The following is a 17,816-nucleotide window of genomic DNA, read 5'->3' as shown; positions in this document are numbered from 1 at the left end:
GCTTTAGCGCGGTGGTCCCACCTGACCCCATGCCGAACTCAGAAGTGAAACGCCGTAGCGCCGATGGTAGTGTGGGGTCTCCCCATGCGAGAGTAGGGAACTGCCAGGCATCAATTAAGAGCAGTAAACGTGACTAAACCGTTTGCGCTCAGACCTTCCAGTGATGTGGAAAGGGCGAAACACCTGAGATCGGAAGCAACATTCTGAGTTCAGTACAGAATCGGTGGAGCGGTAGTTCAGTTGGTTAGAATACCTGCCTGTCACGCAGGGGGTCGCGGGTTCGAGCCCCGTCCGTTCCGCCACTTTATATAAGGCCCTGAGCTAACGCTCAGGGCTTTTTTTTGCGTGTAAGTTTTGGTCAGCCGGCCTGCCTGTGTTCTGCCATTATTCCTTCCTGGACAGGCCAGCCTTCGACTATCTTTTTTCTTTAAAGCGGATGTTGCCTGAGCCATTCGCTGACAAAATCAATAAAAGAGCGAACGCGTGAGTTAGCCGAGCGATCCCCATAGTAAACCGCGTTAAATGGCATATCTACCGGCACAAGCCTGTCGGCCATAACCTCTATCAGCGAACCATCGTTTAAATCTTTATTGATCATAAAGTCCGACAGGCAGGCAATGCCGTTACCGGCCAGGCACAGCTGCCTGAGCGTCTCGCCGCTGTTTGAGGTACTGGCGGGCGTAATGTCATAAAGCTGCCCGTCTGCATTAGCAATGGGCCAACGGTTCAGGCTCAGGGGTTCAACAAAACCCAGACAGTCGTGCTGTGCCAAATCCTCTACGGTTTGCGGCGTGCCGAACTGTTGCAGCCAGCCAGGGCTGGCGACTATTTTACGTCGACTATTAAACAGCAGGCGCGCGCGAAGGCTGGAATCAGTAAGATTACCGGCACGGATTGCGATATCTACCTTACGTTCAATCAGATTGATAAAAGTTTCGGATGAAACCAGAGAGAGGGTGACTTCAGGAAAGCGCTCCCGAAAAGGTTTAATCATCGGCATTAACAGATGCAGAACCACCGGCGTAGCAGCATCAATACGCAGTGACCCTTTTGGCAGCCTTTTTCGTTCTGCCAGCTCGTTTTCCGCTGCGGACATCTCCTGAAGAATCGCCTGAACGCGCTTGAAGTAGGCTTCGCCTTCCTGGGTTAATTTAATCTGTCGGGTGGTGCGTGTCAGTAGCTCTACCTCGAGCTTGTTTTCCAGCTTTTTTACCGCACGGCTAACGGCAGAATTTGCCATTTTCAGCCGCTCGGCGGCCTTGCTGAAACTGCCGCTTTCCACCACGGCGACAAAAATCGCCAGTTCCTCTGAGTTTGCCTTCATGACTGCTTCCTGAACGTAATGCTTTTTTTGGAGCCTGCAGGCGGTAATTAAAGCATGAGGAAGCAGGGGAAGCCAGACAACGGGTGAGGCTGCCAGGCCTCTGTCAGTGCGTTGACAGCAATAAAGCATCCCCGCGGCGTTGTCTGAAAACGCCCGGTGCTCGTCTGGCCTGTAAACAGTCGGATCTCTGCCCTGTTATGAACGCTATCAGATACATAACCGGAGCCGGTGCGTTAAATCGACTACAGTTACAGGCGGCGGACAACCAAAAGTTTGTATTTGCTTACCTTCAGCTGGCACTTATTAGGCGCCTCCGATTGAAACCCGGCCATAAAGTCCCTATAACTGAATGCAGGATCATTGATCAACACGCAGAGGTCAGACGCTAACGTGCGGAAAAAAACTTATGCCATGAGATATGTAGCAGGGCAGCCAGCGGAACGTATTTTTCCGCCGGGCGCTATGCTGCATATGGGCAAAGCGTTACCGCCCGGTGCGCCGCTGACAGAGCACGCTACGCTACGGGTGCTGGTATGGAACATATTTAAACAGCAGCGCGCCGAATGGCTTTCGGTATTACAAAACTTCGGTAAAGACGCTCAGCTGGTATTGCTACAGGAAGCGCAGACGACCCCAGAGCTGATCCGTTTTGCCACCAGTAACTATCTGGCGGCGGATCAGGTACCGGCATTCGTCCTGCCGCAGCATCCTTCCGGCGTGATGACGCTGGCCGCTGCGCATCCCGTCTACTGTTATCCGCTGCGCGAACGTGAACCGCTGCTGCGGCTGGCTAAATCAGCCCTTGTCACCGCCTATCCGCTACCGGACGGCAAGATGCTGATGGTGGTGAATATCCATGCGGTCAACTTTAGCCTGGGGATCGACGTATACAGCAAGCAGCTTGGCCCTATAGGCGAACAGATTATTCACCATAAAGGGCCGGTGATTATGGCCGGGGATTTTAATGCCTGGAGCCGCCAGCGGATCAATGCGCTTTATACCTTTGCCCATAATATGGGGCTGCACGAGGTCAACTTTACCGACGACCATCGCCGTAAAGCCTTTGGCAGGCCGCTGGACTTCGTTTTCTACCGCGATATGGGCGTAGCGGAGGCCTCCGTGCTGGTGACGCGTGCTTCCGACCATAACCCTTTACTGGTTGAGTTTAAGCCTTAATCCTGTACCAGAGCCACGGCGCGCACGGGCGAGGCGGAGCCGCCTTTGATACGCAAAGGCAAAGCGATAAAGGTAAAAGCCGTCGGCAGGCTGTAAAGGTTTGCCAGGCTTTCAACGATCAGGCCTCCGGCACTTAGTATCGCCTGATGAGCCGGATAATCTTTGCTGCCTGCATCATCCAGCGACATCGCATCGGTACCGAAAACCGTAACGCCTTTTCCCAACAGGTAATCTGCGCCTCTGGCTGACAGCCCCGGCCAGCCGTTCATAAACGCGGTATGATCGGGACGGCAACGCCACTTTTTATCGTAGCCCGTATGAAACAGGACGATATCCTTTGCCGCTATTTCGCCGTATCTGCCTTCCCAGTCCGCGATCGTCGCACGCGTAATCGCGCTGTTTTGCGGCAAATGGGTCATATCCAGACAGCGACCACGCCCGGTCAGCTGGCGAATATCAACCTTATCAATGCTTTTTCCGCCCGGTATAAAATGTGCCGGCGCGTCTATATGCGTGCCGCAATGATCGCCTAAGCTCAGCTGACAGTTATAGTTACCGTCGCCTGCGGCGAATGTTTCTGCGCTGCTCATGAAAAAGCGCCCGTCACCGGGCCAGACCGGCATGCCTTCTTCATAAACGTGGCTCAGTTCAATCAGGCGATGCTGGTTCAGCAGCGCAACCAGATCATTCGTCATGGCGGCCTCAGGATCGTTGGACAGAGGGGCAGTAAAGCACAGGAGAGGGGAACGGGAAATGTCGGGCATAAAAAAACCAGTCCGAAGACTGGTTTTTAAACTGAGCTTTAGCTGTCAGGCGTGGCGTTGTTGGTGACAAATAGCGTCAGCCTGTCGCCGGGCTGAATATTCGCCGAACCGCCGCTGTTCCAGCGCAGCAGATCTTTCGTGTTCACGCCGTGACGTTTTGCGATGCTGGCCAGAGAATCACCCTTACGAACCTTATAGGTGATGCTGTTGCCATTATCGGCCAGTCTGGCTGCGCTTTCGCCGCCGCCCAGGCTGAGCGTCTGCCCCGGTTTGATGTTCACGCCGCGCAGGTTATTAGCCTGCTGTAGCGTCTTCACCGACACGTTCAGGCGTTTTGCAATGCCTGACAGGGTATCACCATTACGCACCTTGTAAGAGGTGCTGGTACTGGCCAGCGCCGTTGGCTGCACCGCCGCGATATCGCCTGTTGCCAGGGAGTTGCGCAGCTGCGCCACGTGCGACTTCGGCACCATGATATAGTGCGGGCCGTTAGGCGCCGTCATCCCGCGCTTGTAGCCTGTATTAAAGCTCTTCAGCTTGTTCAGCGACATGCCGGCCATTTCCGCCGCCTGCGTCAGCTCAATCTGCTGACCCACTTCAACACGCGCCAGCGCACGGGTTTCGTTAGGTTCCGGAAGACGGATGCCGTAACGCTTGTTGTTTTTCAACAGCTCGCTTAACGCCAGCATCTTCGGCACATAAACCGTGGTTTCATGCGGAAGCGACAGCGACCAGAAATCCGTTGCCTTACCGCGAGCCTTGTTGCTTTTTATCGCTTTCAGCACGCGGCCTTCGCCGCTGTTGTACGCGGCCACGGTCAGCAGCCAGTCACCGCCGAACATCCCGTTCAGCCGCTGCATCATATCCAGTGCGACTTTGGTAGAGGCGACAATATCGCGACGACCGTCATACCACTGGTTCTGCTTAAGACCATAATTACGCCCCGTCTGCGGCACGATCTGCCAGATGCCTGCGGCATTGGCAGAAGAGGTCGCATGAGGATCAAAAGCGCTCTCCACTATGGGTAATAGTACCAGTTCCATCGGCATCTTACGTTGCTTAATCTGCTCGACAATCCAGTACATATACGGCTCAGCCCGTAACGTTACATCGTGGAGATAGCTCTTGTTTCTTAAATACTTTTGTTTTTGTTCGCGTATCCGGGGGTTTTCCGGAACCTTCATCTTCAGCTCATCGCTAATGAAATTCCACAGATCCTGATCTTTCGTCAGGCTGGTCCCATCGTCCTGCCAGCGTGGCGATAACAACCGATCTGCGTTCTGACTGCTCTGTGCTGAAGACAAACTCTGTGCATGCTGTTCGGGGGCGTCGTGCTTAGGCGCCTGGCACCCCACCAGCAGGACCGAGGCGAGTAGTAATATCGCTTTAGCCTTCATGTGTGTGTCATTGTTCGCTTAAAAGACGAGCAACTATACGTGCTCGGGCTGCTCAACACAACCCGAAAAATCAAAAATGGTCTTTCTTCTCGCGTAGAGTTGCAAAAACTTGCCATTCTTGTTGCGGAGGTGTTTCGAAGCCAATAACTTTCTGTAAATCAGCATCTTGCGTACGCAGAAAAACATTTATTTGCCGCTCAAAAGCGAGCGTTACGGGCAAGGAAACCGCGTTTTTTGCACGTAACTCCTTAATTTCGCGATAATAGCCCGCTATTTTCGTATCCTGTGGCAGCAGCGAGCAGGCAAACTTCATATTCGATAACGTATATTCGTGCGCGCAGCACACCAGCGTTTCACCCGGAAGCTGATTAAGCTTTTGAAAAGAATTGAACATCTGTTGAGGGGTACCTTCAAACAGACGTCCACAGCCGCCGGAAAACAGCGTATCACCACAGAAAAGGTAAGGTGCGCTATAGTATGAGATATGTCCTAAAGTATGCCCCGGCGTAGCAATCACACTAAATTCGAGGCCCAAAATAGCGACCTTATCACCCTCAGCGACAAGCCGATTGCTTCCCTTATCTTGTGTCTCTTGCGGGCCGTACACCACCAGATCGGGAAAATGTTGCAGCAGTTCTTTCACGCCGCCAACGTGATCGTGATGATGATGCGTCAGCAGGATCGCCGCTGGCCGCCACTGGTTTTTTTCCATGGCCGTCAGTACCGGTGCCGCTTCGCCCGGATCGACAATCAGGCAGTCGCCCCGATCGTTATTTAATGTCCAGATGTAGTTATCCTGAAAAGCCGGAATGCTGGTAAGATTCATTATCGCCTCGTTGACTGGCCGCAATGGAAAGAAGATGGTAAAGCATGAAGCCCGCTAAAACACGCCATATTCGTCACGTGCCGTATTCCTGGGCGGACATCCCCTGGGGAGACTACTATCGTGACGCGCTGACCCGGCATCTGCAACCCTGTCTGGACAGGCTATACGGTTTTCATTTGCTGAAAATCGGCTCGCTGAGCGCGGAAATCGACACGGCAAGCTGCGCCATTTCGCATCAGGTCAACGTTGGCTTACAGGGCGACAATTTGCAGGTTCTGGCCGATGCCGGCAGCCTGCCTTTTGAATCAAAATCGGTTGATGCCTGTTTACTGGCGCACAGCCTGGCCTGGAGCAGCGATCCGCACCGTATTCTGCGCGAGGTAGATCGCGTTTTGATCGATGACGGCTGGATGATTATCAGCGGCTTCAATCTGTTCAGCGTGCTGGGGACGGGCAAACTGGTGCCCGGCCTGCGCCAACGCGTGCCGTGGAACAGTCGGATGTTTACCCAGACCAGGCTGATGGACTGGCTCAGCCTGTTAAACTACGAGGTGGTGCAGCGCTCGCGCTTTCAGGTGCTGCCGTGGAATCGTCAGGGCGGTAAGGTCATCAGCACGCATCTTCCGGCGCTGGGCTGCCTGAGCATTATCGTCGCGCGCAAGCGGACTTTCCCGTTAACGATGAATCCGGCCAAAAAGGCAGCGGCCCAAAGAAGGCTTGCACCCGCCGTTGGCGCAACCAGCCGGATGCGTCGACGCCATCAGGATGCTGACTGATAGCCGATGTCTTCAAAGGATGGATTGCCGGCGGCCGCGCGCGCCAGTTCGTCACAGCGTTCGTTTTCAGGATGGCCGGCATGGCCTTTTACCCATTCCCAGGTAATTTGATGCTGGCCCAGTGCCGTATCCAGCCGTTTCCAGAGATCGACGTTTTTAACCGGCTTTTTGTCCGCCGTTTTCCAGCCGCGCTTTTTCCAGTTATGGATCCAGCTGGTAATGCCCTGACGCACGTATTGGCTGTCGGTACTCAGCACGACGTCGCAGGGTTTAGTCAGCGCTTCCAGCGCGACGATAGCCGCCATCAGCTCCATTCGATTATTGGTGGTCAGCTGATAGCCGGCGCTGAACGTTTTCTCGTGCTGGCCGTAACGTAAAATTGCGCCGTATCCGCCCGGGCCAGGATTGCCAAGACAAGAACCATCGGTGAAAATTTCTACCTGTTTAGGCATCTCTGGTAGACTCCCTGTGAAAAAAAGCCAAGTCTGACATAAACGGGTCCTATGAGCACAGTAAATACAACGCGTCAGATCGTCCTCGATACTGAAACCACCGGTATGAATATGATCGGGGTGCACTATGAAGGGCACCGCATTATTGAAATCGGCGCCGTTGAGGTGGTAAACCGTCGTCTCACCGGCAACAACTTCCATGTTTATCTCAAGCCCGATCGCCTGGTCGATCCGGAAGCGTTCGGCGTACACGGTATTGCCGACGAATTTCTGGCGGATAAGCCGACCTTCGCCGACATTGCCGACGATTTCCTGGCCTATATAGAAGGTGCCGAGCTGGTGATCCATAACGCCTCGTTTGATATCGGCTTTATGGACTACGAATTCGGCAAGCTTGGCCGCAATATCCCCAAAACCGAAACCTTCTGCCAGATAACCGATAGCCTGGCGATGGCGCGCAGGCTGTTTCCCGGCAAGCGCAACAGCCTGGATGCGCTCTGCTCGCGTTATGAAATAGATAACAGTAAGCGAACGCTGCACGGCGCTCTGCTTGACTCCGAAATTCTGGCCGAGGTCTTCCTGACCATGACCGGTGGGCAGACGTCGCTGAAGTTTTCGATGGAGGGCGACAGGCAGGAGCAGAGCAACGACGAAACCATCTATCGCATCACGCGTCCGGCTTCTGGCCTGTCCGTGATAGCGGCGACGGACGAAGAGATTGCCGAACACGAATCCCGCCTCGATTTGGTGATGAAGAAGGGCGGAAGCTGCCTCTGGCGTGCCTGAAGACGTTGAAATGTCGTAAGAGTCGAAAAAACAGGCAGTCGATCAGCAAGCTTAAGAAAAAGCATTGACGGGATGCAGGCCGCACCGTAATATTCGCCCCGTTCCCGACGGGGAACAAAGCGCGGAGCGGTAGTTCAGTTGGTTAGAATACCTGCCTGTCACGCAGGGGGTCGCGGGTTCGAGCCCCGTCCGTTCCGCCAAGTATCCGGAAAGCCCGATGCAGCAATGCATCGGGCTTTCGTCATTTCGGCATACAGCCCGTGATTTTATTCCTTTCTGCTTTTCTCTTCCTGAATCAGCCTCGCCGTTCCAAAAGCCTTTATCCACTGCTGTTCAAACTGATTGACCGCGGCGGTAACCGCTGGCGCAGAGAGGATCTGTTCGGCCACATCCAGCGGCAACGTTATTGCTTCGCAGCCAGCCAGCATACACTCCAGCGCCTGGCGAGGCGTTTTGAAGCTGGCCGCCAGCACTTTAGCCCCCGGCGCATGCAGAGCAAGCAGCTGTTGAAGTGCTTCTACTGTCTGAATGCCATTTCCGCCCTGGGCGTCAATACGGTTAACGTAAGGCGCGACATACTCCGCGCCAGCCAGCGCCGAGAACAATCCCTGCGCTGCGCCATAAACGGCGGTGCCCAACGTTGGAATAGCCTCTTTTTTCAGCTGCCTGATTGCCGCCAGGCCTTCTGTCGTAGCCGGAATTTTTACGATCACATCAGGAAGGATCGCGCGCAGCTGTAACGCTTCCTCCACCATCTCTTCCGCCCGGGCGGCAATAACCTGAGCAAAAATTTTGCCCTGGCCGCCCAGCGCCGCCTGCAACTCAGGTAACAGAATGGATAACGGCATTTTCCCGCCGGCGACAATAGCCGGATTGGTGGTCACGCCCGCCAGCGGCAGTATCCTCGCTAAACGTTTTACCGCCGCTACATCCGCAGTATCAAGATAGAGTTCCATATAGCTCCTTAAGCCTGTTGACGATCGCAATTCCGAAATATTACCCGCTGCGTGAACTTGTTTATTGCCCGGGATCAAAGTTACTTTCATTTGAAAGTACTTAAATCTTCGTACGTAATATGACGGAGGCGGTTCATGATTTTCAATATTCAGCGCTATTCCACACACGACGGGCCTGGTATCCGCACCGTGGTGTTTTTAAAAGGCTGTTCGTTGAAATGTCGCTGGTGCCAGAATCCGGAAAGCTGCTCGCGCGAGCGCGAAATCCTGTTTGATAAAAGAGCCTGCCTGTCGGGCTGCGAGTTATGCCAGCTGGCCGTGCCGGACGCCATCGTTCGTCAACAACAACAACTCGTCATTTTCCGGGAGAAGATGCGTCCCAACCATTTCTCCGCGTTGGAAAACTGTTGCCCCACCCAGGCGCTGACGATCTGCGGCGAAGAGAAAAGCGCAGCGGAAATTATGGCCGTAGTCAGGCGGGATAAGCCTTTTTATCAGCGCAGCGCGGGCGGCGTGACGCTTTCCGGCGGCGAGCCTTTTATGACGCCAAACCTCACCGAAACGCTCTTACGGCTCAGCCATCAGGAAGGGATCCATACGGCCGTGGAAACCTGCCTGCATGTGCCGTGGCGTTATATCCAGCCTTCGCTGCCCTGGATCGACCTGTTCCTGGCCGACCTTAAACACACCGACGAAGCGCGTTTTCAGGCATGGACGAACGGTTCGGCGAAGCGGGTGCTGGCTAATTTGTGCAAGCTGGCGGAAACGGGCAAGGAGATCGTCATCCGTGTACCGCTCGTTCCGGGTTTTAATGCCGATCGGCAGTCGATCCGCAGCATAGTGGATTTCACCGCCGATCGATTACGGGCCAAAGAGATCCATTTCCTTCCCTATCACACGCTGGGTAAAAGCAAATATGCCTTGCTTAATCAGCCTTACCTTGCGCCAGCCAGGCCGCTCGATAATCCGGAAATCCTTGCCTTTGCGCAGTCGTACGCGCGGCAAAAAGGCCTGATAACCACGCTAAGAGGATAAAATGATGACCAGACTCAACCTTGATGTTTTAAGCAGCCGTATCAAAACGCATAAAGAAGCCCTGATCGCTATCAGCAAGCCCCCGATTTGTACCGAGCGCGCGCGGCACTATAGCGAAATCTATCAGCAGCATCAGGATAAACCCGTACCGGTTCGCCGCGCGCTGGCGCTGGCACACCATCTGGCGGAACGGACTATCTGGATTAAGCATGATGAGCTGATTGTAGGCAACCAGGCCAGCAAGGTGCGCGCCGCGCCCATTTTCCCGGAATATACCGTGACATGGATCGAAAAAGAGATCGACGATCTGGCGGATCGTCCCGGCGCGGGCTTTTCTGTTTCTGAAGAGGACAAGCGGGTACTGCATGAAATCTGCCCATGGTGGCGCGGCCAGACGGTGCAGGATCGCTGCTACGGCATGTTTACCGGGGAGCAGAAGGCGCTGCTGGCAACCGGCATCATCAAAGCGGAAGGGAATATGACCTCCGGCGACGCCCATCTGGCCGTCAACTTTCCGCTGCTGCTGGAGAAAGGGCTGGATGGCCTGCGTGAGAAAGTGGCGGAACGCCGCAGCCGCATCGATCTGACGCATCTGAACGATCTGCATGGCGAGCAGTTTTTGAAAGCCATCGATATCGTTCTTCAGGCCGTAACTGAGCATATCAAGCGCTACGCCACTCTGGCCCGCGAAATGGCGCAGGCAGAGAAGAGCGTCGCGCGCCGTGCGGAACTGCTGACCATCGCGGAAAATTGTGACGTGATCGCCCATCGGCCGCCACAGACCTTCTGGCAGGCGCTCCAGCTTTGCTATTTTATTCAGCTGATCCTGCAAATTGAGTCTAACGGTCATTCGGTCTCTTTTGGCCGCATGGATCAATACCTTTATCCCTGGTATCGCCGCGACGTGGAGCTGGAACAGCATACGGATCGCGAGCAGGCGATCGAGCTGCTGCAAAGCTGCTGGCTGAAGCTGCTGGAGGTCAATAAGATCCGATCCGGCTCCCACTCCAAAGCTTCGGCCGGCAGTCCGCTCTATCAAAACGTCACTATCGGCGGACAGAATCTGCTGGTGGACAAGGCGGTGGATGCCGTCAACCCGCTCTCTTACGCGATTCTGGAATCCTGCGGCCGTTTGCGTTCGACGCAGCCAAACCTGAGCGTGCGCTACCATGCCGGAATGAGCGACGATTTCCTGAATGCCTGCGTGGAGGTTATCCGCTGCGGCTTTGGGATGCCGGCCTTTAACAACGATGAAATCGTCATTCCGCAATTTATCCGGCTGGGCGTCTCAGCGGCCGACGCTTATCAGTATGCGGCTATCGGCTGCATCGAAACGGCCGTGGGCGGCAAGTGGGGCTATCGCTGCACCGGGATGAGCTTTATTAATTTCGCCCGCGTGATGCTGGCGTCGCTGGAAGGCGGACGCGACGCCACCAGCGGCAAAACGTTTCTGCCGCAGGACAAAGCGCTTTCCGCAGGCAATTTCGACAGTTTCGATCGGGTTATGAGCGCCTGGGATGAGCAGATCCGCTATTACACCCGCAAATCGATAGAAATAGAGTACGTGGTGGATACGGTGCTGGAAGAGAACGCGCACGATATTCTCTGTTCGGCGCTGGTGGATGACTGTATTGAGCGGGCAAAAAGCATCAAGCAGGGCGGCGCAAAATATGACTGGGTATCGGGATTGCAGGTGGGCATCGCCAATCTGGGCAACAGCCTGGCGGCGGTGAAAAAACTGGTGTTTGAACAAGGAGTGGTGGCGCAGCAGGCATTAAGCGAAGCGCTGGCCACCGATTTTGACGGTCTGAATGGCGAGCAGCTGCGCCAGCGTCTGGTTAACGGCGCGCCAAAATACGGCAATGATGATGATTATGTCGATGAGCTGCTGACGCGCGCTTATCAAACCTATATTGAGGAGCTGAAAAGCTACGTTAATCCACGCCATGGCCGTGGCCCGATCGGTGGCGGTTACTATGCGGGTACCTCGTCTATCTCTGCCAACGTGCCTTTTGGCGCGCAGACGATGGCGACGCCGGACGGGCGTAAAGCGCGAACGCCGCTGGCGGAAGGGGCCAGTCCGGCGTCAGGCACCGATCGCCTGGGGCCGACGGCGGTGATGGGTTCAGTCAGCAAGCTGCCTACCGGATCGATTCTGGGCGGCGTTTTGCTGAACCAGAAGCTGAATCCCGCCGCGCTGGATAATCCGGGCGACAGGCAAAAGCTGATGCTGCTGCTGCGCACTTTCTTTGAAGCGCACAAAGGCTGGCATATTCAGTACAACATCGTCTCGCGGGAAACGCTGCTGGCCGCAAAGGCGCAGCCCGATAATTATCGCGATCTGGTGGTGCGCGTAGCGGGATATTCCGCCTTCTTTACCGCGCTTTCTCCCGACGCCCAGGACGATATTATTGCCCGCACCGAACATAGCCTTTGACGGGGCATCGCAGAGTACAGGCCAGGCTTGATTGTGAGCCGACCTGTACTCTTTTATCCAATAAAAATGAAAGCTTTTAAATAATTTAAGCTGAAAATATGCGTCGTCTTTTTTATTAAAGAGGTGGAATATTTTTGGTCGTTGAATGAAAATAAAAGCCTGTATTTATATACTGCTATGAGGGCTTTTTTATGTACAGGCTAAACCAAATTATCCGTGAGCTGGAGGGGTGTGAACCCTATAAGCCCTTCAGATTCATTACCCGGCGTGAGCGAATCATAAATATTATCAGCGCCTGGGGGCTTGCCTTTAGTGGTATCTGCTTTCTATTATTGTTAATGCTCGCACTCTGGTGCCAGTATAATACGCCAGGCCTTAAAGTCATCTGGCTGGCGACAGCGCTATATTTACTTTGTACTTTAAGTGCGCTCGTAGCCATGTTTATACCTTCGCTCTACGGATTAATAAAAATATTTGGGTGGAAAAAAGAGGCTATAACTGAGCTACTTCTTGAAATCGACCACGATGAAGCTAATGCCAAAAAGCTAAGCTATTATTCAAAGTTAGAATTAGACTATGCCAAACACTGGGTACAGCTGAAAATAAACCGTTTACTCGTCAGAGTCAGCAATGTTTTTGGCGATAAGACAGCTTTAATGGCGCTAATTGGGCTGGCTTATGGCGCCATCAAAGGACTGGGCGGGCCCAACAATTTACTGGCCATGTTTAGTAAAGGATTCTATTCGGTAGAGGGCATTGTTATTCAGGTGTTGGCTTTACTATTAGGGGTTTCTTTAGGGGCTTTGATGCTTAAAAAAATGGCAGGTTACTACGTATACAAGCTTGAATTAATTGAAGCAGCGCTAAAAATTGAAGCTATCAAATCAGAGGAAGGCGCGCAGAGCTGAACGTTTTTTTAAGCGGAAGCCTGCCGGTAGCAGGCTTTCTGCCCTTATCATTTAAGCGCGTCTTTTCTCCACCGCTACGCGGCTCGCGTAACGCGGCACAGCGCTTACGCACTCTTCGCGTGCCATCCAGCGATAGCAGCCTGCCGCCAAAGCAACGCCGATAAACCAGCTGAAGTTAGCCACTTCGTGCAGCGAAGGCGAAAAGCTAATCGCCAGCCCAATCAGTACTGAGGGCAGCAGCGCGGCAATCGCTTTAGGATTGAAGCCGCCGCGATACCAGTATTTTCCCTGCGGCGTAGCATTAAAAAGATCGTCCGTTGAAATCTGTCCGCGTTTGACCAGGTAAAAATCGCACAGCAGGATGCCAAACAGCGGGCCGATAAAGGCGCCCAGCACGTCCAGCGTATAGTGGATAAGCTCGGGCGACTGAAACAGGTTCCACGGCGTCAGCAGCACCGATCCTACGGCAGCAATCATGCCGCCGGTGCGGAAGCTAATCTTCTGCGGCGAGCAGTTAGAAAAATCGAACGCGGGCGAAACGAAGTTAGCGACGATGTTGATGCCGATCGTCGCGGTGATCATCGTCAGCAGGCCAACGGCCACCGCCAAATCGCTGCCCACGCGGCTGACCGTTTCAATGGGGTCGGTAATCATATGGCCGAACAGCGACTGCGTACCGGAAACAATCACCACCGTCACCACGGAAAAAAGCAAAAAGTTAAACGGCAGCCCCCAGCGATTGCCGCGGCGGATCGCCTTCATGCTTTTGCCATAGCGCGCGAAGTCGCCAAAATTAAGCAGCGGCCCGGAGAAATAAGAGACGACCAGCGCCGTCGCGGTCACCATCTGCCAGAGCTGCTGGCTGCCGCTGAGCTGTTTCGTGGAGAGCGTAAAGGAAATACCTTCAAAACCCGTTCTGTATACAATCCAGACCGCCAGCAGCACCATCACCACATAGACCGCCGGGCCGGCCACATCGATAAAACGCTTAATCGCCTTCATGCCGTGCCAGAACACCAGCGCCTGAGCAAGCCACATAAAACCAAAGCAGAGCCAGCCAAGCTGCGACAGGCCCAGCCAGGAAACCTGCGTCATCGGCGCCAGTGAAGGCCAAAACTTCAGCGTTACCAGCATCAGCGCGTTAGCGGCCAGCCAGGTCTGGATACCGTACCAGGCGAACGCGATCAGACCCCGGATCACCGCCGGAATATTGGCGCCGAATACGCCAAAGGCCTGGCGGCAGACGACCGCATAAGGCACGCCGGTCATCTGGCTGGGCTTAGCGATCAGATTAGCGCACAGCTGCACGATGCAAATGCCCGCCAGCAGACAAATCAGTACCTGCCAGCTCGCCAGACCCAGCGTGAAAAAGCTGGCCGCCACCACATAACCGCCCATGCTGTGCACGTCCGACATCCAGAAAGAAAAGATGTTGTACCAGCTCCAGTTCTGCTCGCGCGTCGGGGCCAGATCCTCGTTGCACAGCCGCGGGCTGTAGCTGGCGTGCGCTTCCTCTGCGGACGCCGGAGTAACATGTAGACTCTTTGGCATGAAACCTGCTCCTCAACAATTCAACGAAATAGCAAACGGTTGAGAGAGGTATTGCAGGATCCAGGCCAGAAGTTGAATTCATGTATACAAAATAAGCCAATCGTGTGTACGATTTTAGGCAAGATAAACCTGAGCGGACCAGGAAATGAAAAGTGAAAGCGGCCTGAAAAGGGCTACCGACCTGAATGACAAAGACGAAGCTATCTTTCAGGCGCTGATGAAGGCGATGGTGGAGCGTCAGCTGCCGCCGGGCAGCAAACTGCCGGAAGAAGCGCTTGCCGACGTCTTCGGCGTTAGCCGAACCGGCATCCGTAAAGTGCTGACTCGCCTCGCTGCGGTGCAGATGGTGGTGTTAACGCCCAAGCGTGGTGCACAAGTTGCCACGCCTTCGACAGAAGAAGCGCAGGACATCTTCCGTACGCGTGAACTTATCGAATGCGCCAATCTTCCCACCGTGCTGGCGCACTGTCAGTCTACCCATCTGGTCGCGCTGGAAAACCTAATCCAGCAGGAACAGCAGGCGCATGACGAGCGTGACGGCCCGGCGGCGATCCGGCTTTCCGCCGCGTTCCATATTCAGCTTCAGGCGATCTCCGGTAACCAGGTGCTGACCGAGATGGTGACCCGACTGACCCAGCGTTCGTCGCTGGTGATTGCGGCCTGGGGCGCGCCGTGGCAGCAGGGCTGCCGCTGTGACGACCACGACAGGCTGATCGGCCTGCTCAGACAAAAAGCGCTGGTGCCGCTTACTGAAGCAATGCGGCAACATTTTGCGCATATAGTAGCGAGCCTGCATTTCGAGCGCGGTGGCGAAACGCTGCCGGATTTCGCCAGCCTGTTCACCGGTTTTGGAGGCGCGAATGACCGTTAAACAGCTTATTCAGGTTATCAATCCCAATACCAGCCTGGCGATGACCGAAACCATTGGCGAAGCGGCGCGCGCCGTAGCATCGCCGACGACGGAAATCCTGGCGGTTTGTCCCTCGGAAGGGGTTCCCTCAATCGAAGGGCATTTTGACGAGGCCGTCGCCGCTATCGGCGTGCTGGAGCAAATAAAAGCCGGACGCGAGCAGGGCGTCTGCGGTCACGTTATCGCCTGCTTTGGCGATCCGGGGCTGCTGGCGGCGCGCGAACTGGCTTCGGGGCCGGTTATCGGCATTGCGGAAGCCGCTATGCATATGGCTACGATGGTTGCCACGCGCTTTTCCATCGTCACCACGCTGCCGCGCACCGTTATTATCGCGCGTCATCTTTTACAGCAGTATGGTTTTGAACCGCATTGCGCCGCGCTGCATGCTATCGATCTGCCGGTACTGGCGCTGGAGGATGGCACAGGGCTGGCGCAGGAAAAAGTGCGTGAGCGCTGCATCCGCGCAAAAAAAGAGGACGGCAGCGGCGCCATTGTACTGGGCTGCGGCGGCATGGCCCGGCTGGCGCGGGAACTGACGCAGGAGCTGAATATGCCGGTTATTGACGGCGTGGGCGCGGCGGTAAAAATGGTGGAATCGCTGGTGGCGCTGGGGCTGTCGACCAGTAAGCATGGCGATCTGGACTATCCGCTGCGAAAAAACCTGTCGGGTCAGTTTAAGCGCCTAAACTAAGTTATCTTGCTCTGGAACAGGACTACGATCATGACCGATGCTGATGAAAAGAAAGAGTACAGCTTCAATAAAAACTATCCCCGCGATCTGATCGGCTACGCCGGAAAGCCGCCCCATGCGGCCTGGCCGGACAATGCACGTATCGCCGTGCAGTTTGTTCTGAACTATGAAGAGGGCGCGGAAAACAGCGTGCTGCATGGCGATACCGGCTCCGAGCAGTTTTTATCGGATATTATCGGTGCGGCCAGCTATCCCGAGCGCCATATGTCGATGGAATCGCTGTATGAATACGGCTCGCGCGCCGGTTTCTGGCGCATCCACAACGAGTTCCAGAAGCGCGGCCTGCCGCTAAGCGTTTTTGGCGTGGCGATGGCGCTGGCACGTCATCCGGAAATCGTCGAGGCGATTAAAAACGCCGATTACGACGTGGTCAGCCACGGCTGGCGCTGGATCCACTATCAGGGAATGGATGCAAAAACCGAGCGGCAGCATATGCAGCAGGCGGTGGATACGCTGACCGATCTTTTCGGCAAAGCGCCAACCGGCTGGTATACGGGACGCGACAGCCCGAATACGCGCAGGCTGGTGGTGGAGCAGGGCGGCTTTACCTACGACAGCGACTATTACGGCGACGATCTGCCATTCTGGACAAAGGTGACCTGTCAGGACGGGACGGTCAAGTCGCACCTGATCGTACCTTATACGCTGGAAACCAACGACATGCGTTTCGCCACGCCGCAGGGCTTTAACACGGCGGAGCAGTTTTACACCTATCTGAAAGACAGCTTTGACGTGCTGTATGAAGAGGGTGAAACCGCGCCGAAAATGCTTTCCATCGGCATGCACTGCCGTTTGCTGGGCAGGCCTGGCCGCTTCCGCGCATTGCAGCGCTTTCTGGATCATGTACAGCAGCATGATAAGGTCTGGATCTGCACGCGTCAGCAGATTGCCGACCACTGGATAAAGACGCACCCGGCGCCGGAGGCGTAAGTAAACCTGTCAGGAAGGCATGATGTGCCATCCTGACAGGATCGCCAGCAGAGGAAAAATTAGCTAGCGGATCGACCTGGAGCTGGCAAAACCACGAATAGCAGCTTCAGCCAGGCTTGCTGCCGTATCAACAATCGGCAGCAACTGCTGAGGATGGCTTTTAAGTAAGGGGCTGATGTCCGTACAGGCAATAAGCAGCGCCTGGGCGCCAGCTTCCTGCGCCAGAGAAATCAGCGCCCGCCACTGCGTTATCACTTCAGGATCGGTAAATCCGTTTTGCTTAATCAGCGCTATCAAACGCGTTGTGCTCGCACGTAATGGCTCAGAAGAGACACAGCGCTTTCCTGTCAGATGCAGACGCTGCTGATAAAAACCCGCATCAAGCGTAGCCTCAGTAGCAATCACGGCGATGTTCTCCGCTGCGGCAAGGCGTTCAAGCGCGCAGTCGGCAATATGCAGGACAGGAATGCCAGCGCTGGCCTCCTGCATTTCAGCAAAGTAGCAATGGGCTACATTGCAGGGCACCACGATCAAATTGACCCCGACTTTTACCAGATCGCTAATGCCATCGCGCAGTGCCGCTGACATTGCGGCATCTTCAACCGCCCGGTCAGGGAAAAAAGGCGTCGGCAAGGAAATAATATGCATTTTGGGATAGTCGATATCGAACCTGGCCCCGTATTGCTTTTGGCACTCATCCACCAACATATCGATAAAAGGCGCGGTGGAGCGCGGCCCCATACCGGCCAGCACCCCTAGACTGTAAGGCATTACGCTCTCTCCCTTTGATAACGGACAAAATTCATCATACATAGCGCCAGCAGTAAAAAAGAAATT

At 54.8% G+C, this 17,816-nt stretch carries 16 protein-coding genes, 2 tRNA genes, 1 rRNA gene and 1 pseudogene; 12 read left to right on the top strand and 8 right to left on the bottom strand.

Features of this window, described 5'->3' with window-relative positions:
- Both rrf and AB3U87_RS10065 read left to right on the top strand, forming a co-directional pair.
- Window positions 1-109: ribosomal RNA gene (rrf, locus tag AB3U87_RS10070) — 5S ribosomal RNA — on the top strand; the annotation flags it as partial.
- Between the two features lie 116 nt (window positions 110-225).
- Window positions 226-302 (top strand) — tRNA-Asp (locus AB3U87_RS10065).
- Window positions 303-427: 125 nt separating this feature from the next.
- Here the strand turns inward: AB3U87_RS10065 and yafC are convergent.
- The gene (yafC, locus tag AB3U87_RS10060) at window positions 428-1,324 is read right to left on the bottom strand and encodes a DNA-binding transcriptional regulator YafC (RefSeq protein WP_301253372.1); all 897 of its coding nucleotides are present in this window, start codon (window positions 1,322-1,324) and stop codon (window positions 428-430) included.
- Between the two features lie 390 nt (window positions 1,325-1,714).
- On the opposite strand from yafC, the gene AB3U87_RS10055 reads away from it, so the two are divergent.
- On the top strand, window positions 1,715-2,500 hold the full coding sequence (locus AB3U87_RS10055; protein WP_253455358.1) for an endonuclease/exonuclease/phosphatase family protein: 786 nt from the start codon (window positions 1,715-1,717) through the stop codon (window positions 2,498-2,500).
- Here the strand turns inward: AB3U87_RS10055 and AB3U87_RS10050 are convergent.
- The 3 genes from AB3U87_RS10050 to gloB form a co-directional block, all read right to left on the bottom strand.
- A complete protein-coding gene (locus tag AB3U87_RS10050; protein WP_370735036.1) occupies window positions 2,497-3,195 on the bottom strand; it encodes a cyclase family protein in 699 nt (232 codons plus the stop codon). The genes AB3U87_RS10055 and AB3U87_RS10050 overlap by 4 nt on opposite strands.
- Before the next feature lie 107 nt (window positions 3,196-3,302).
- Entirely contained in the window at window positions 3,303-4,661 is a 1,359-nt protein-coding gene (gene mltD / locus AB3U87_RS10045; RefSeq protein ID WP_125288908.1) for a murein transglycosylase D, read from the bottom strand.
- Between the two features lie 70 nt (window positions 4,662-4,731).
- Window positions 4,732-5,487, bottom strand: a complete 756-nt coding sequence (gloB, locus tag AB3U87_RS10040) for a hydroxyacylglutathione hydrolase (RefSeq protein ID WP_253455356.1) — start codon at window positions 5,485-5,487, stop codon at window positions 4,732-4,734.
- A gap of 44 nt (window positions 5,488-5,531) precedes the next feature.
- Here gloB and AB3U87_RS10035 point away from each other — a divergent pair, with 44 nt between their 5' ends.
- Window positions 5,532-6,263: a class I SAM-dependent methyltransferase gene (locus AB3U87_RS10035; RefSeq protein WP_253455355.1), complete on the top strand. Its 732-nt coding sequence runs from the start codon at window positions 5,532-5,534 to the stop codon at window positions 6,261-6,263.
- Here AB3U87_RS10035 and rnhA read toward each other — a convergent pair.
- Window positions 6,248-6,774: pseudogene (gene rnhA / locus AB3U87_RS10030) on the bottom strand (ribonuclease HI). The gene AB3U87_RS10035 and the pseudogene rnhA overlap by 16 nt on opposite strands.
- On the opposite strand from rnhA, the gene dnaQ reads away from it, so the two are divergent.
- Both dnaQ and AB3U87_RS10020 read left to right on the top strand, forming a co-directional pair.
- A complete protein-coding gene (gene dnaQ / locus AB3U87_RS10025; protein WP_394148915.1) occupies window positions 6,767-7,501 on the top strand; it encodes a DNA polymerase III subunit epsilon in 735 nt (244 codons plus the stop codon). The pseudogene rnhA and the gene dnaQ sit on opposite strands and share 8 nt — an antisense overlap.
- Before the next feature lie 123 nt (window positions 7,502-7,624).
- Window positions 7,625-7,701, top strand: a tRNA-Asp gene (locus AB3U87_RS10020).
- 66 nt (window positions 7,702-7,767) lie between these two features.
- On the opposite strand, the gene fsa is transcribed toward AB3U87_RS10020, so the two are convergent.
- On the bottom strand, window positions 7,768-8,457 hold the full coding sequence (gene fsa / locus AB3U87_RS10015; protein ID WP_394148914.1) for a fructose-6-phosphate aldolase: 690 nt from the start codon (window positions 8,455-8,457) through the stop codon (window positions 7,768-7,770).
- Window positions 8,458-8,592: 135 nt separating this feature from the next.
- Here fsa and AB3U87_RS10010 point away from each other — a divergent pair, with 135 nt between their 5' ends.
- From AB3U87_RS10010 to AB3U87_RS10000, 3 genes are all read left to right on the top strand, one after another.
- A complete protein-coding gene (locus AB3U87_RS10010; RefSeq protein ID WP_394148913.1) occupies window positions 8,593-9,492 on the top strand; it encodes a glycyl-radical enzyme activating protein in 900 nt (299 codons plus the stop codon).
- 4 nt (window positions 9,493-9,496) lie between these two features.
- Window positions 9,497-11,929, top strand: coding sequence for a formate C-acetyltransferase/glycerol dehydratase family glycyl radical enzyme (locus AB3U87_RS10005; protein ID WP_394148917.1), 2,433 nt, complete (start codon window positions 9,497-9,499; stop codon window positions 11,927-11,929).
- Window positions 11,930-12,120: 191 nt separating this feature from the next.
- Entirely contained in the window at window positions 12,121-12,837 is a 717-nt protein-coding gene (locus AB3U87_RS10000) for a hypothetical protein (RefSeq protein ID WP_301253369.1), read from the top strand.
- 51 nt (window positions 12,838-12,888) lie between these two features.
- Here AB3U87_RS10000 and AB3U87_RS09995 read toward each other — a convergent pair whose 3' ends face one another.
- On the bottom strand, window positions 12,889-14,388 hold the full coding sequence (locus AB3U87_RS09995) for an NCS1 family nucleobase:cation symporter-1 (RefSeq protein ID WP_253455350.1): 1,500 nt from the start codon (window positions 14,386-14,388) through the stop codon (window positions 12,889-12,891).
- Between the two features lie 145 nt (window positions 14,389-14,533).
- Here AB3U87_RS09995 and AB3U87_RS09990 point away from each other — a divergent pair, with 145 nt between their 5' ends.
- Genes AB3U87_RS09990 through puuE form a run of 3 tightly spaced genes read left to right on the top strand, consistent with a single transcriptional unit; the run spans window position 14,534 to window position 16,979 of the window.
- On the top strand, window positions 14,534-15,259 hold the full coding sequence (locus AB3U87_RS09990) for a GntR family transcriptional regulator (RefSeq protein WP_253455349.1): 726 nt from the start codon (window positions 14,534-14,536) through the stop codon (window positions 15,257-15,259).
- On the top strand, window positions 15,249-15,989 hold the full coding sequence (gene hpxA, locus AB3U87_RS09985; RefSeq protein WP_253455348.1) for an allantoin racemase: 741 nt from the start codon (window positions 15,249-15,251) through the stop codon (window positions 15,987-15,989). The genes AB3U87_RS09990 and hpxA overlap by 11 nt, the downstream gene beginning before the upstream one ends.
- A gap of 30 nt (window positions 15,990-16,019) precedes the next feature.
- Window positions 16,020-16,979, top strand: a complete 960-nt coding sequence (puuE, locus tag AB3U87_RS09980; protein ID WP_301253367.1) for an allantoinase PuuE — start codon at window positions 16,020-16,022, stop codon at window positions 16,977-16,979.
- Window positions 16,980-17,042: 63 nt separating this feature from the next.
- Here puuE and AB3U87_RS09975 read toward each other — a convergent pair whose 3' ends face one another.
- The gene (locus AB3U87_RS09975; protein WP_369895582.1) at window positions 17,043-17,750 is read right to left on the bottom strand and encodes an aspartate/glutamate racemase family protein; all 708 of its coding nucleotides are present in this window, start codon (window positions 17,748-17,750) and stop codon (window positions 17,043-17,045) included.
- Between the last annotated feature and the right edge of the window lie 66 nt (window positions 17,751-17,816).

The sequence above is a fragment of the Erwinia plantamica genome, from assembly GCF_043420595.1.
In the GTDB taxonomy this organism is placed as follows: domain Bacteria; phylum Pseudomonadota; class Gammaproteobacteria; order Enterobacterales; family Enterobacteriaceae; genus Erwinia; species Erwinia aeris.
This window is presented reverse-complemented; position numbering and strand designations above follow the sequence as displayed.

Coding starts and splice junctions, on each gene's coding strand:
- yafC (WP_301253372.1), bottom strand. CDS start 1,324: ATGAAGGCAAACTCAGAGGAACTGGCGATTTTTGTCGCCGTGGTGGAA.
- AB3U87_RS10050 (WP_370735036.1), bottom strand. CDS start 3,195: ATGACGAATGATCTGGTTGCGCTGCTGAACCAGCATCGCCTGATTGAA.
- mltD (WP_125288908.1), bottom strand. CDS start 4,661: ATGAAGGCTAAAGCGATATTACTACTCGCCTCGGTCCTGCTGGTGGGG.
- gloB (WP_253455356.1), bottom strand. CDS start 5,487: ATGAATCTTACCAGCATTCCGGCTTTTCAGGATAACTACATCTGGACA.
- AB3U87_RS10035 (WP_253455355.1), top strand. CDS start 5,532: ATGAAGCCCGCTAAAACACGCCATATTCGTCACGTGCCGTATTCCTGG.
- dnaQ (WP_394148915.1), top strand. CDS start 6,767: ATGAGCACAGTAAATACAACGCGTCAGATCGTCCTCGATACTGAAACC.
- fsa (WP_394148914.1), bottom strand. CDS start 8,457: ATGGAACTCTATCTTGATACTGCGGATGTAGCGGCGGTAAAACGTTTA.
- AB3U87_RS10010 (WP_394148913.1), top strand. CDS start 8,593: ATGATTTTCAATATTCAGCGCTATTCCACACACGACGGGCCTGGTATC.
- AB3U87_RS10005 (WP_394148917.1), top strand. CDS start 9,497: ATGACCAGACTCAACCTTGATGTTTTAAGCAGCCGTATCAAAACGCAT.
- AB3U87_RS10000 (WP_301253369.1), top strand. CDS start 12,121: ATGTACAGGCTAAACCAAATTATCCGTGAGCTGGAGGGGTGTGAACCC.
- AB3U87_RS09995 (WP_253455350.1), bottom strand. CDS start 14,388: ATGCCAAAGAGTCTACATGTTACTCCGGCGTCCGCAGAGGAAGCGCAC.
- AB3U87_RS09990 (WP_253455349.1), top strand. CDS start 14,534: ATGAAAAGTGAAAGCGGCCTGAAAAGGGCTACCGACCTGAATGACAAA.
- hpxA (WP_253455348.1), top strand. CDS start 15,249: ATGACCGTTAAACAGCTTATTCAGGTTATCAATCCCAATACCAGCCTG.
- puuE (WP_301253367.1), top strand. CDS start 16,020: ATGACCGATGCTGATGAAAAGAAAGAGTACAGCTTCAATAAAAACTAT.
- AB3U87_RS09975 (WP_369895582.1), bottom strand. CDS start 17,750: ATGCCTTACAGTCTAGGGGTGCTGGCCGGTATGGGGCCGCGCTCCACC.